The following is a 13,555-nucleotide window of genomic DNA, read 5'->3' on the forward strand; positions in this document are numbered from 1 at the left end:
ATGTCTGCGACCTGGAAGATGGGTGCGTCCTCGTCCTTGTTGATGGCGATGATGGTCTTGGAATCCTTCATGCCGGCAAGGTGCTGGATCGCGCCGCTGATGCCGATCGCGATATAGACTTCCGGAGCCACGATCTTGCCCGTCTGCCCGACCTGGTAGTCGTTGGGGACATAGCCCGCGTCCACGGCGGCGCGCGATGCGCCCACGCCCGCGCCGAGCTTGTCGGCAAGCGGCATGATGAGGCTCTCGAAGGTCTCGCTGTCCTTCAGCGCGCGGCCGCCCGACACGATGATCTTCGCGCTGGTCAGTTCCGGGCGTTCGCTCTTGGCGATCTCGGCGCTGACGAAGCTCGATTTGCCGGTATCGCCGGTCGATGCGACCGCTTCGATCTCGGCGCTGCCGCCCTCGGCCTCGGCCTTGTCGAAGGCGGTGCCGCGCACGGTGATGACCAGCTTCGCATCGGTCGATTCAACGGTCGCAATCGCGTTGCCCGCATAGATCGGGCGGGTGAAGGTCTTCTCGCCCTCGACCGAGAGGATGTCCGAGATCTGCATCACGTCGAGCAGCGCGGCGACACGCGGCGCGATGTTCTTGCCGGTGGTGGTGGCGGGGAACAGCACGGCGTCGTGCGCATCCATCAGCCCTGCGATCAGCGGCGCGACATTCTCGGCCAGCTGGTGTTCGAAGGCTGCATCGTCGGCGACATGGACCTTGCCAACGCCAGCGATCTTGCTTGCGGCTTCGCCCACAGCAGCGCAGCCCGCGCCCGCGACCAGCAGGTGCACTTCGCCCAGCTTGGCTGCGGCAGTGACGGTGGCGAGCGTCGCATCACCCAGATTGGCATTGTCGTGATCGACATAAACGAGCGTCTTCATCATGCGACTCCCATGTTCTTCAATTTGGCGACCAGTTCATCGACATCGGCGACCTTCACGCCCGCCTGCCGCACCGGCGGTTCGGCGACGGTCAGCGTCTTCAGGCGCGGCGCGATGTCCACGCCGTAATCGGCCGGGGTCTTGGTCTCGAGAGGCTTCTTCTTCGCCTTCATGATGTTGGGCAGCGAAGCATAGCGCGGCTCGTTCAGGCGCAGATCGGTCGTCACGATCGCAGGGAGCGAGAGCTTCACCGTTTCCAGCCCGCCATCGACTTCGCGCGTCACGCTGACGTGATCACCCTCGACCTCGACCTTCGATGCAAACGTGCCCTGCGGCAGGTCCATCAGCGCGGCCAGCATCTGGCCGGTCTGGTTCGCATCGTCGTCGATCGCCTGCTTGCCGAGGATGATCAGGCCCGGTTCGACCTCTCCGGCCACGGCCTTCAGGATCTTCGCCACCGCGAGCGGCTCCACGGTCTCGTCCGTCTCGACCAGCACCGCGCTATCCGCGCCCATCGCCAGCGCCGTGCGCAGCGTTTCCTGCGCCTTTGCCGGGCCGATGGAGACGGCCACGATCTCCGAAACCGAACCCGCTTCCTTCAGCCGGATCGCTTCTTCCACCGCGATCTCGTCAAACGGGTTCATGCTCATCTTGACGTTCGCAAGATCCACGCCCGAGCCGTCCGCTTTCACACGCGGCTTCACGTTATAGTCAATAACCCGCTTCACGGGCACCAGGGCTTTCATGATGATATTCCCTTTCGGTTCAGATAAATTTAGTGCGAAAATTCAATTATTTCGGCGACATTCTGATCGCCCCGTCGAGGCGGATGACCTCACCATTCAGCATGGCATTGGCGATGATCGATTCCACCATCTGCGCATATTCCTCAGGCTTGCCGAGGCGGCTGGGGAACGGGACCTGCGCACCCAGCGCATCCTGCACCTCCTGCGAGAAGCCTTCCATCATCGGGGTCAGGAACAGGCCCGGCGCGATAGCCATGACGCGGATCCCGTGACGGGCGAATTCGCGGGCGATCGGCAAGGTCATGCCCGCAACGCCCGCCTTTGACGCGGAATAGGATGCCTGCCCGATCTGACCGTCAAATGCGGCGACGCTGGCGGTGTTGATGATCACGCCGCGCTCTTCACCCACCGGATCGGCTTTCGACAGGCGTGCGGCAAATTGCGACAGGACATTGAAGCTGCCAACCAGATTGACGCTCACGCCCTTTTGAAAATCGGCGAGTTTCATCGGATTGCCGTCGCGGTCGATCACGCGGCCGGCAGGCGCAATCCCAGCGCAATTGACGAGGATGCGGGCCACGCCATGCGCGGCCTCGGCTTCCTCCAGCGCGGCAGCGACCGCGGCTTCGTCTGTCACATTGACCTGCGCGAAACGCCCGCCAATCTCGCTCGCAAATTCTTCGCCCGCATCGTTCAGATCGAAGATCGTCACCTTCGCGCCAAGCGACGCCAGATGCCGCGCGGTCGCCCCGCCCAGCCCCGATGCACCGCCTGTCACGATTGCCGCCAATCCGTCGATCTTCATATCCGCATCTCTCCTCGTCGTCCGACATGGACACGCCCGCCCGATCCGCAAGGGGATTTGCGACGCTCCGTTCTTATATACTCATGAGTAGATAATAGGCTCCCCCGTAGATCGTCAAGCGCCAGAAGTGGAAACTCTGCAAAGCGATAGTGCCGCCGGTCGGCGCGCAAGGGGTGTCATGCTTAAGGTGGACAGGACGTTATTGATTAATTTTAGGTTCCTCGAAACTTGCGGGGGCCAGCCTGTCCATCTGACACAGGGGGACATTATGACGATATTCGGCGTCTCGTTCATGAGCATCGGTCTGGCTCTGCTGCTGTTCCTGCCGACCTTCCGCAACCGGCACGCGCGATTTTTCTCGCAACTCGCCAGCGCGGGCGTGTTCGGCGCAGGCACCATTGGCTTCGTCTATTCGATGATCACCCCGCCAGTCTGACGCGATGGGCGGCAAGCGCGTCGGCGACGCGCGCCTTGGCTGCGACGATCGGGTCGCTTTCGGTCAGCAGGCGAAACGTGCCATTCAGCGCGAAAAAGCAGTGGCCATGCACCGTCGCCAATAATGACCGGGTCAGCGCAGGCGCCTCATCCGCGCTCTCATGCGGCATGGCCGCCCTCACCTCGCGCTCGACCGCTTCCATGATCGCGGTGACTTTTGCCGCATAGGGTTCGGGCAAGGGCGTATCATCGGGCAGGCGGAAATCATACAGCGCGGTCCACGCATGGCGATGCGCCATCGCGAAATCGAAATAAGCCTCGATCGCGCGGTCGAGGCGCCTGGCCGGTGCGTCATCATCGGCTCCGTCCAGCCGCGCTTCTAGAAAATCGAGCCACAGGTCGAGCGTGCGGCCATTGATGGCGAGGATCAGCCCGTCATAGCTGCCGAACACATTATAGACCGTACCCACCGAATAGCCGATCCGCTTGGCCACTTCGCGTGCTGAGAAGCGGGCATAGCCGACATCGCCCATGTGGCGGTGTCCTTCGGCGATGAATATCTCCCTGAGCTCGGCGCGGCTGTGGTCGGATCGGCGGCCCATCTGCTGTCCCTGTCGGATTGCGCCCATGGCGCAAAGGCCAATGGCGCGAGAAATGATCGCTGTTCAATATCGCGGGTTGCGGCGGATTGCACAAGGGCCAACACAAAGGGGCGAGACCGCAATGGTCCCGCCCCCGATGTTCCGTCCGAACCGGGCGGATTACAGGATAAATGCAGCCTCCACCGGCATATCGCCATGAACTTCGATCACGAAATCGGCAGTGCCGTCGCCGTCGATGTCGCCTGCCACGATCGCGCCATCATCGGTCGCGGTGACCTGCAATTCACCTGCCGTGCCGGTGAATGCGCCCTCGGCGATGAAGGTAAAGGCATCGTCGTCGCTGCCCGGTCCGGCGTCGATGGCCGACAGGTCGATCAGATCGCCATCCTCGAAATTGAAGATGATGTCCGCATTGGCGAGATCTGCCGCGCTGTCACCTTCGTCGAAGACGAAGATGTCGTTGCCTTCGCCGCCGTCGAGGAAGTCACGCCCCGAGCCACCGATCAGGATGTCGTCGCCGAACAGGCCGATCAGCAGATCGTCGCCCGCGCCGCCCAGCAGCGTGTCATTGCCAGAATTGCCCTCGATGATATCGCTGCCGTCGCGCCCGTCGATGAAATCATCGCCCGCGCCCGCCGAAAGCTCGTCATCGCCCTCAGTCCCGATGACCGTCTTGTCGAGACGGCCGCCGCCATTGTCGACCGTCAGGCTGACCGTCGCGGTCGAGGTCGAGCCATAGCCATCGGTGATGGTGTACTCGAAGCTGTCCGGCCCCTCCTTGTAATCCTCGTCCGGGATATAGGTCAGCGAACCGTCGGAATTGACGATCACCGTGCCATGTTCCGGATCGGTGAAGGAGGTGATGGTGAGTTCATCCCCTTCGGCATCGGTGTCATTGGCCAGAACGTCGATGCGGACCGGCGTGCGGCGGAAGGCGAAGGCGGCATCGTCCATCGCCTCGGGCGCTTCATTGGGCAAATAGATGCTGGTCAGCAGCGGGTCATGGTCCGACGCCTGGATGAGGAATTCGGAATTCACATGCACCGCATCGAACACCGCGCCCGACAGCAGCGAATCCGAAACGAACATCTGGTCCAGCGCCTGCGCATTGCCTTCATAGGTATAGCTGTAGCGTTCCTCGGAAGGCAGCGTGTACCAGAGATTGTTGAGGCCAGCGGCATAGAGCGGGTCCAGCGCGTCTTCGAACTGGAATTCGTTCATGTCGCCCATGACCATCACGCCATCGACAAGGCCCTCTTCGCCCGCGACGAAATCGGCCACCGCCTGCGCCTGGTCATAGCGGCTGTCGGCGCCCGCGTTCTCTGCGTCCTGTTCATCGCCATAGAGATAGCCGGAGCCACCCTTTGAGGTGAAATGGTTGTTGACCAGCGTGATTTCATAGCCGTTGAAATCGAAGGTCGCGACCAGCGGCAGGCGCGAGTTGTAATAGGGATTGTCGGGATTGGTCTGCTGGTCCTCGCCCTCGATCGTGCGAACCGAGCCTTCGATCACATCCACGCGATCGGGGTTATAGAGGAAAGCAGTGCGGATATTGCCGCCCGGCTGTCCGCCATTGGTGCCATCGCCGATGAATGTGTTGTCGATGACATAATACTGGACACCGCTTTCGGCATAGATCGCGTCGGCCAGCATCTGCAGCGTCGCACTGGCCGATACCGTACCGTCATTGGTCGCGCCCGAACCGTCCTGCACTTCCTGCAGGGCGATGATGTCGGGTGTGTTGAGCGAATAGACGATGTCGTCAGCGATCATCTCGAAACGCGTGCCATCGGACGGGTCGAGGTTTTCGACATTATAGGTCGCGACGGTCAGATTGTCGTGGTCGCCGGTAATGCCGCTGATCTCGGCCGTCAGGGTCGATTCCTCGGTCACCGTGACCGCCGTGGTCGGCAGGATCTCGTAATTGCCGTAGCTATAGGAGAGCACGCCCGTGATGTCGGCCAGCTTCGCGCCCACATCCACGTCGGGAATATCGCCCGGCGTGATGTTGAAATCGGCGTCGATCTGGATGCGTTCCGGGTTGTAGTCCGAAATGCCGCCCTCGTCCGTCAGGCCAAGCACGCCGCCCTCGCCTTCGATGACCAGCGTGCCGCGTTCCGACATGTTGGTCGCATCCGCGCCGCCATTGGCGGTGACCCACAGCTCTCCGTAAGAGCTGGTCGGAGCGATGGAGACCGGATCGGGCACGGTCAGCAGCATGCCTTCCATGCTTTCCCAGAAATCGATGCCGTCGGTTTCGGGATCATAGCTGGCGAAGGCATCGTCCTCGATGATCTCGGTCGGGATTGCGCGATCCTCGCCCAGCACGATGGCGGCGGGCAGCTCATTGCCGCTCGACAGCACAACCACCTGCGGAGAGGTGATCTCGGTCGTGGTCAGGCTGCCGGAGAAGCCATATTCCTCGACGATGCCCGATACGCGCGCCTCGTCGCCCACGGCGACGTTCGGGGCGCTTCCGGTATAGACGAAGATCGCGTCGGAGGTGGCATAGTCGCCATCACCGGTCGCGTCCTGCAGATAAAACCCATTGCTGTCGACCGCGGTGACGATGCCCGAAGTCGCGACATTGGTCCCGGCATAGGCGGATTCGTGGCCCGCGCCCTGAATGTCGTAGATCGCGGTCAGCGGGGTGTCATCGTCATAGATCGTGCCGATGGCGCTCGCATCGCCGATGCCTGCGCCGCCGGTGGCGTCGTACAGGGTGAGCGTGAAGGTTTCGTCGGGCTCGATCACGGTGTCGCCCGCAATGGGGATCGTGATGGTCGCCGTGTCCTGACCGTCGGCAAAGGTCACCTTGCCCGTGCCCTCTCCGGCAAAGGCGAAATCCTCCGCATCGGCCGTGCCCGGCGATCCGACCGTGTAATAGGCGCTGACCATGCCCACCGTGCCTTCGGCGCGGGTGACGGTGAAGACCATCGAAGTCGTGCCGCTATCGCCTTCGCCGACAGAGGCATCGCTTACGAACAGGACGCCTGCCGGATTGGGCTCGCCGGTGAAGCTCTGCCCTTCATTTACCGCGCCGCTGCTGGCGGGCGACGGGGTGGCCCAGGTGAAATCCTCGTAAACCGTGCCTTCGCCCGTCAGCTGGAGCGAATAGCCGACTTCGGTGCCGCTCGTCTCATAAACACCGATATCGGTACTGGTCATGCCATCGGCCGGGCCGCCCACAGCGGTCAGCGTGCCTTCATAGGAAAGGAACTGCACGACTTCGCCCGCGGCATTGACGAGCGCGAGGCCATCGGCCGAACCGTTCTGGATGCCGTTCGCGGGAAGATCGAAGCCGATCGTTCCATAGCCATGGTCCTGCGGCTGGATCACGCCCGCCAGATCGACCGTGCGATAGGGTGCGCCGCCATTGCCGTTATACAGCACCACGGTCCAGCCCGTCAGGTCCGTGCCGGCAGCGCCCGCGATCTCGAACCCTTCGTTCACATCGCCGCCGTCATTGTCGTAATGGATTTCGTTGAAGAACACTTCGGTCTGCGGCCCCGGCGGAGGCGGCGGAGGCGGCGCGGCGGTGTCGTCGATGGTCTGGCCGGTGTTCACCTCACCCACGGTTTCCGTCTGCGATGCCTGCCAGGTGAATTCGCCATAGGTGTCGCCCGTGCCGCCCAGCTGCAGCGACGTGCCGACAGGGGTGGACGTGCCTTCGCTGACCCCGATATCGGTGCTCGTCAGCCCCACTGCCGGGCCATCGGTTGCGGTAAAGCTGCCTTCATAGGAGAGGAACTGCACGACATTGCCCGCGGCATCGACCAGCGCAAAGCCATCCGGCCCGCCGTTCTGGATACCGTTCGATGGCAGGGAAATCGCCTGAAACGCATCGCTGCCCGAAAGCGTATAAGTCGCATAGGTCCCGCCGCCCGAGCCATTGTACAGAACGACGGTCCAGCCTGTCAGGTCGAGCCCCGCAGTGTTCGCGATCTCGATGAATTCGCCGGTGTCGGTGCTGGCGTTGTCATAATGCACTTCATTGAAAAAAACGGTGGAATCAGTCCCTGCGACCACGATCAGTCCCCTCGGTCAAAAGCTGTCGTCCATCCGGGCGCGCAGTCCCCGCGCCCGGGCAATGTTTCAAGCGTCTAGATGGATAAAAAGACGTGAAGATGAAACTTGTGCGGCCCGGAAGAGACCAGATAATTTCATTTGTGACAATGCTGCGCCTGCAGCGCATTCGGGTTATTCCCAGCCTGTCACCAAACCGAACGGGGCAGTGCAATAATGTGTGCACCCCGCCCCATCGGGCAGGGCGCCGCAGGCCATTACTGACGCGATTTCATCAGCGGCTGGATGCGCGTGCCGAACGCCTCCACCCCTTCGAGAAAATCGTCGAAGGTCAGGAGAACGCCGCCGGTATTGGGCACCTCGGCCATCTCATCCAGCATCTTCGCGACCGTCTCATAGCTGCCGACCAGCGTGCCCATGTTGATGTTCACGGCCCCCTCGGGCGCGGCCAGCTGGCGGACATTGGTGTCGGTGTTCACCGTGTCCTTTGCGCCCTGGTCGGCAAGCCAGCTGATCGCGTCGATGTCGACGCCCTCGTTATAGCTCTGCCATTTCGCCTGCGCCTCCTCGTCGGTCTCTGCCGCGATGATCATGACGAGGACGAAGACCTGCACATCGCGCCCGGTCTTTTCCAGCGCGACCGCAAGCCGGTCATTATTCGACGAAAACGCGGTGGGCGTATTCACCCCCTTGCCGAGGCAGAACGCGTAATCCGCCCATTTCGCGCTGAAGGCGAGGCCCGCATCCGATGACCCGGCACAGATGATCTTCATGTCGCCGGTCGGCTGCGGCCACACGCGGCAATCGTCCATCGTGTAATATTCGCCTTTGAAGTCGGACGAACCCGTCTCCCAAAGCTCTCGCAAAACCTGCGCATATTCGTCGAGGACATTGTAGCGGTTCTTGAAATGCTCATCGCCGGGCCACAGCCCCATCTGCGTATATTCCGGCGGCTGCCAGCCGGTGATGAGGTTCAGGCCGAAACGACCGTGGCTGATGGAATCGATCGTGTTGCACATGCGGGCGGCGAATGCTGGCGGGATGATCAGCGTCGGGCAGGTGGCGAAGATCTTGATCCTCTCCGTCACCGCGGCCAGCCCCGCCATCAGGGTGAAGCTCTCAAGGCCATATTCCCAGAACTCGGTCTTGCCGCCAAAGCCCCTGAGCTTGATCATCGAAAGCAGGAAATCGAGCCCGTGCTCCTCCGCCTTCATCGCGATCTCTTTGTTGAGGTCGAAGCTCGGCTTGTACTGGGGCGCGTTCTCGCTGATCAGCCAGCCATTGTTGTTGATGGGAATGAAGACGCCGACTTGCATGTGGGTTCAGCTCCTGAGGAAATCGATGACTGCGGATTGGAAGGGGGCGGGATCGGTCAGGTTTACCGCGTGGCCGCCCCAGGGCAGGTGAATATGGCTGGCATTAGCGCCGATCAGTGCCTTATGTTTTTCCGACGAGGTCCACGGCACCAGGAGATCGTCCGCCGCGCTGACCATCAGCACGGGACAGGTGAGATCACCTGCCCACCCGCTGCAATCGAACCCGCGCGCTGCAGCGATGCGGGTCCGCATCGTGTCCTCGCCCGGCCAGCTTGCCAGATGATGCTCGGTCTCGGCCTGAAACGCCGCGTCATGTTCGGAAAGCCATGTCGCCGGGAACAGGAAGATCGGCTGCGCTTCCAGATAGGCACGCGGCCCGCCGCCATCCAGCACGGCAAGCCGGGCCGAAAAACACCGCGCCGTCTGCGGGTCGAGGCTGGCCCAGCCATTGACCACGACCACCCGCTCGATCCGGTCGGGCGCGGCCCGCGCCGCCTCCAGCGCGGCCATGCCGCCGATGGCGTGGCCCATCAGGCTGGCGCGTTCGATGCGCAGCGCATCCATCAGCGCCAGCATGTCCGCGCCCAGATCCGCCAGCGTCAGCCCTTGCGCGCAGACCCGCTCACTGCGCGCCGTGCCGCGATGGTCATAGGCGATGACGCGGAAATGTTCGGCCAGCGCCGGGATATTGGGCGACCAGTAACCGCCCGATCCGCCCAGCCCTGCCGACAGGATCAGGACCGGCGCATCGGCGGCCCCATGTTCTTCGTAATAAAGCCCCGCCGCTTCAGCCAAGATGCGCAACCGAGGCGATCTCTACCAAAAGGTCGGGCTTCACGAGATCGGCCTTGATGCAATAGCGCGCAGGCTTGTCGCCGGGGAAATACTCGGCATAGACCGCGTTGAAGGCCGGATAGTCGGCAAGGTCCTTCAGGAAGATATGGTTCATGGCGATATCGGCCATGGTGCCGCCGCCTGCTTCCACCGTGGTCTTGATCACTTCCAGCACATGGCGCGTCTGCGCGGCGGCATCGCCGACATGCAGCACGCTGCCGCCCTCACCCAGTGCCAGCACGCCGGAAACATAGATGGTGTTCCCCGCCTTCGTGCCCGCCGAATAGGGGGCGATCGGAGCAGGAAACTGCGGCGGGTTGATAGGTTCGAAAGGCATTAATCGTCTCCCTTTGCAGACTGGCCGACGCTGCCGCAGAAATCCGCGACGGAGCTGACCCAGCCAAAGAATTTCTCGACATTGTAGACCGTGGCCTGATGCACGAAGTCGGGGCCCAGATGGTGGGTCGCATCCTCCAGCATCACGCCGAAATATTCGAGGTGGAAGGCATCGCGCAGGGTCGATTCCACGCAGACATTGCTGGCGATGCCGACGAACACGATGGTCCTGATCCCGCGCGAACGCAGCACGCTGTCCAGCTGCGAATTGAAGAAGGCGGAATAGCGTGTCTTGTGCACGCGTATGTCGCCCGGGTGCGGCTTCAGCGCATCGACCAGCTCGTAATCCCAGCCGCCGCGCGCCAGCAACTTGCCGTGAAGTTCGGGCCTATCGCGCATGGTCTTCAATGCGTTCGATTTGTGCCAGTTGGGCGATCCCGGACCGCCCGCCTCGACATAATCGCTGTCCCAACCGTTTTGCAGATAGACCACCGGCATCCCTGCACCGCGCGCCACGTCCAGCACCCTGCCGATATTGCCGATGACACCCGCCGCGCCCGATATGTCGAAGCCCGCCAGATCGACATAGCCGCCTTCTGTCGCATAGGCGTTCTGCATGTCGATCACCACGACCGCGGTATTCGATGGGTCCACCCGGATCGGCTCGGGCCGCGCGGGCAGCGTGACGCTGGCGGGGCCTGATGGGGCGGGTTCGATGATGGATGCGATCGCCGGTCTCCTGTTTTTCCGAAGCGACCAGCTTTCCCCAAACCGCTTACGATTGCAACCGCTTGTGCTGCAGTGCAAAATCACTGTGGAAACAGGCGCCTGTCCGCAATCCTCCCTGCGCCCCCTTAAATCCCGCTGGCACAAGCCGTCTCAGACTCCCGCAGGGCAAGTCGCATGCTGCGCAAAGGCGCGCATGCCAGCAATGGGGAAGCTGATGACACAACCGGGGGATCGCGCAACGAAGGCGACCGCGCGGCAGGCCGCAACCGTGCCCATGGACGGCGAAGCGGGCCATTGGCTGCTGGACGCCGCGACCGGCGAATTGCAGCTTTCGCCCAAAGCGCGCCTGATCTGCGGCTTCCCGGTCGATGGCCGCCCCGACTGGCGCAGCGCGGTCGCACGATTTGCGCGCGAGGACCGCCGCCGCCTGCTGGCAGCCACGCGAAACGCGCTTGCCAGCGGAGAGATCGCCACCTGCGATATCCGCCGCATGCGGCCCGATGGAGAAATCCGCCGCCTGCGCGTCCTCGTCATGCGATCGCCGGCATTCGGATCGCGGCAGATCAACGGCGTGGTGACCGAACAAAGGCCCGATGCGCCTTTCGCCGGGGATGAAGCCCATTTCGACCGGCACCGCTTTTTCGGTCAGCTGGCGCATGAACTTTACAACCCATTGAATGGCATCATCGGCTTTTCCGACCTGATGATGCGTTCCGGCCTGCCTGCAGGACAGGAAGAGCGCGCCGCTGCCATCGCATGCGCCGCGCGGGCCATGCAGCACCATGTCGAGAACGTGATGACCGTCCACGGCGAAGGCAGGCTGCCCGCCGCGCCCGATATGGTGCCGGTCGACATCGCCTGCCTCGCCCGCGATTTCGCCCGGCGTGAAAGCGAGCGCGCATCGCCGGGCGCGATGCCGATCGTGCTCGGCTTCCAGCAGGCCGCCGGGATCTGGGCGCGCAGCGATGCCGCCGTCGTCAGCGCCATATTGCAAAGGCTGATCGCGATCACCGGCGCGGCGCAGGGAAGCCCGCTGCTGCTCGGCCTTGGCTGCGCGGGCGACCGGGTGGAGCTGACGGTGCAGGATCACGCCTGCCGCACCGCGCGGCAGGTCGCAGAGCTACAGTCTGCCCTGCGCGGCGATGCGCAATGCATCTCGGCCAGCGATTTCGCCATGGCCGCCGCCGCACGCCTTGCCGCCAGCATTCAGGCGCGGATCGCATTCGAGGCGACGCCCTGGCCCGGGCATATGGCGACCCTGTCCCTCCCCGCGCTGCTTGGCGCGCAGGCAAGCGCAGGCCTGCGCCCGAAAATGCCCGAACGCGTGCTGTTGGCAGAGGATGACGAAATCTGCCGCATGCTGATCGCCCAATATGCGGCAAGCTGCGATGTCATTCTCGACATTGCCGAAAATGGCGCGGTCGCGGTCGCCATGGTCGAGGAAGCGCAGAGTCTGGGCCATCCCTATGCGCTGGTGCTGATGGATCTTCGCATGCCGGTGATGGATGGTTTCGCCGCCGCGCGCCGCCTGCGCGCGCTGGGTCATGGCGAAGCCGGCCTGCCGATCATCGCCGTCAGCGCCAATTGCAGCGAAGAGGACGTGCTGGAATGCCGCGCCGCCGGCATGCAGGACCTGATGCCGAAACCTTTTATGGTAGAGGAATTCGAATCCTGCATGGTGCGCTGGCTGCCATCGATGCAGCTCAGCGCCCATCACCCCGGCATCTAGTGCACGGCAGGGCTCACCCTGCGATCTCCACCCGGTCGCGCCCCGCTTCCTTTGCGCGATAGAGCGCCTCGTCCGCCGCGCGCAGGGCGTTGCGACGGTCGGGAAAGGCGAAGACATCGGCGACCCCGGCGGAAAAGGACACCTTGCCGATCACATCTCCGGTGCTTTCCTGCACGAAGCGCCTTTTGCCAAGTGCGATCCGCATCGCATCGATCCGCTCACGCGCCTGTTCGGTGGTAAAGCCGCGGAAGATCATCACGAATTCCTCCCCCCCATGGCGGGCGGCATGGCATGACCCGGTTCCCATCGTCTTCAACAGCTCACCCACCGCCACGATAACGCGGTCGCCGGTGTCATGGCCGAAACTGTCGTTGATGCACTTGAAACGGTCGATGTCGCAAAATGCCACGCACATGGCCTCGACATTGCTGCGGGCCATGCGGAATTCCTCCTCGAACACGGCTTCGAAACCGCGCCGGTTGGGCAGCTGGGTCAGCGGGTCGATGGTCGCATCGCGCCGCGCCCGCGCCAGCTCTTCGCGCAGGGATTGCGCCTCGCGCTCTGCGCGCAACAGGCGCATTTCGAACGTGCGGGCGGTTTCCGCCATGCCCTGCGATTTTTCGCGCAAAAGGCTCGTCGCCGCAGGTTCTTCGCGCGCCAGCGTTTCCACCTGCGACGCAATGTCGCGGCCATAGCTGACGACCGCGTTGCGCGCCGAACTCGTGGTGTCGCGAAATCTCTCGACCGAGGATTGCAGGCGCACGGCCATGTCTTCGTAATGGGTGGCGGGATCACTCTTGCCGTCATCGCGTAATTGCTGGTCGAGCCAGAACTGGCTGATCGCCTCTCCCGCCGCGATCCGTTCGCCGATACGGCGGCGCAGGCGCGGATTGCCGCCGGAAAAGGCCGTATGGGCCGCCAGCAGATTGGCGGCGGAAATGTCGAGATTATTGCCGAGCAGGAAGTCCCGGATCGCATCCAGCAGGCGGGCGCGCTCACCTTCTACCGGCGTGTGGGCGTCGGCGGGGGCGTCGGTGGGGGCGGTGACGCCGAAAAGCCCCCTGATACGGCTGCGCCTGCGCTGCATGGACTGGTCGTGAATCATGGCTTCATCCTTTCCCC

Annotated in this window: 12 protein-coding genes; 2 read left to right on the top strand and 10 right to left on the bottom strand. The window is 63.1% G+C overall.

Features of this window, described 5'->3' with window-relative positions:
* The 3 genes from A9D13_RS16375 to A9D13_RS16385 all read right to left on the bottom strand — a co-directional run.
* The coding region (locus A9D13_RS16375) for an electron transfer flavoprotein subunit alpha/FixB family protein (protein WP_066776069.1) at positions 1 to 875 on the bottom strand (875 nt) is incomplete at its 3' end.
* Entirely contained in the window at positions 875 to 1,621 is a 747-nt protein-coding gene (locus A9D13_RS16380; RefSeq protein ID WP_066776075.1) for an electron transfer flavoprotein subunit beta/FixA family protein, read from the bottom strand. The genes A9D13_RS16375 and A9D13_RS16380, both read right to left, overlap by 1 nt.
* 46 nt (positions 1,622 to 1,667) lie before the next feature.
* Positions 1,668 to 2,426: an SDR family NAD(P)-dependent oxidoreductase gene (locus tag A9D13_RS16385; RefSeq protein WP_066776078.1), complete on the bottom strand. Its 759-nt coding sequence runs from the start codon at positions 2,424 to 2,426 to the stop codon at positions 1,668 to 1,670.
* Between the two features lie 268 nt (positions 2,427 to 2,694).
* On the opposite strand from A9D13_RS16385, the gene A9D13_RS20630 reads away from it, so the two are divergent.
* Entirely contained in the window at positions 2,695 to 2,862 is a 168-nt protein-coding gene (locus A9D13_RS20630; RefSeq protein ID WP_156522134.1) for a hypothetical protein, read from the top strand.
* On the opposite strand, the gene A9D13_RS16390 is transcribed toward A9D13_RS20630, so the two are convergent.
* From A9D13_RS16390 to rutB, 6 genes are all read right to left on the bottom strand, one after another.
* A complete protein-coding gene (locus tag A9D13_RS16390) occupies positions 2,846 to 3,463 on the bottom strand; it encodes a TetR/AcrR family transcriptional regulator (protein WP_066776081.1) in 618 nt (205 codons plus the stop codon). The two genes, A9D13_RS20630 and A9D13_RS16390, sit on opposite strands and share 17 nt — an antisense overlap.
* Before the next feature lie 159 nt (positions 3,464 to 3,622).
* Complete coding sequence (locus tag A9D13_RS16395) at positions 3,623 to 7,492, bottom strand: Ig-like domain-containing protein (protein WP_066776083.1); 3,870 nt, start codon at positions 7,490 to 7,492, stop codon at positions 3,623 to 3,625.
* A 254-nt stretch (positions 7,493 to 7,746) separates the two neighbouring features.
* Complete coding sequence (rutA, locus tag A9D13_RS16400; RefSeq protein WP_066776087.1) at positions 7,747 to 8,805, bottom strand: pyrimidine utilization protein A; 1,059 nt, start codon at positions 8,803 to 8,805, stop codon at positions 7,747 to 7,749.
* Positions 8,806 to 8,811: 6 nt separating this feature from the next.
* Positions 8,812 to 9,609 (bottom strand): pyrimidine utilization protein D, encoded by a 798-nt coding sequence (rutD, locus tag A9D13_RS16405; RefSeq protein WP_229665312.1) that lies wholly within the window; start codon positions 9,607 to 9,609, stop codon positions 8,812 to 8,814.
* Positions 9,593 to 9,976 (bottom strand): pyrimidine utilization protein C, encoded by a 384-nt coding sequence (gene rutC, locus A9D13_RS16410; protein ID WP_066776090.1) that lies wholly within the window; start codon positions 9,974 to 9,976, stop codon positions 9,593 to 9,595. The genes rutD and rutC overlap by 17 nt, the downstream gene beginning before the upstream one ends.
* The gene (gene rutB / locus A9D13_RS16415; RefSeq protein WP_066776716.1) at positions 9,976 to 10,704 is read right to left on the bottom strand and encodes a pyrimidine utilization protein B; all 729 of its coding nucleotides are present in this window, start codon (positions 10,702 to 10,704) and stop codon (positions 9,976 to 9,978) included. The genes rutC and rutB overlap by 1 nt, the downstream gene beginning before the upstream one ends.
* Positions 10,705 to 10,918: 214 nt before the next feature.
* Between rutB and A9D13_RS16420 the strand changes: the two genes are divergently transcribed.
* Positions 10,919 to 12,433: a hybrid sensor histidine kinase/response regulator gene (locus A9D13_RS16420; protein ID WP_172808210.1), complete on the top strand. Its 1,515-nt coding sequence runs from the start codon at positions 10,919 to 10,921 to the stop codon at positions 12,431 to 12,433.
* A gap of 13 nt (positions 12,434 to 12,446) precedes the next feature.
* Here the strand turns inward: A9D13_RS16420 and A9D13_RS16425 are convergent, their stop codons facing one another.
* Complete coding sequence (locus tag A9D13_RS16425) at positions 12,447 to 13,538, bottom strand: GGDEF domain-containing protein (protein WP_082922503.1); 1,092 nt, start codon at positions 13,536 to 13,538, stop codon at positions 12,447 to 12,449.
* Between the last annotated feature and the right edge of the window lie 17 nt (positions 13,539 to 13,555).

Origin of the sequence: Croceicoccus mobilis, assembly GCF_001661965.1 — a bacterium.
Lineage (GTDB): Bacteria > Pseudomonadota > Alphaproteobacteria > Sphingomonadales > Sphingomonadaceae > Croceicoccus > Croceicoccus mobilis.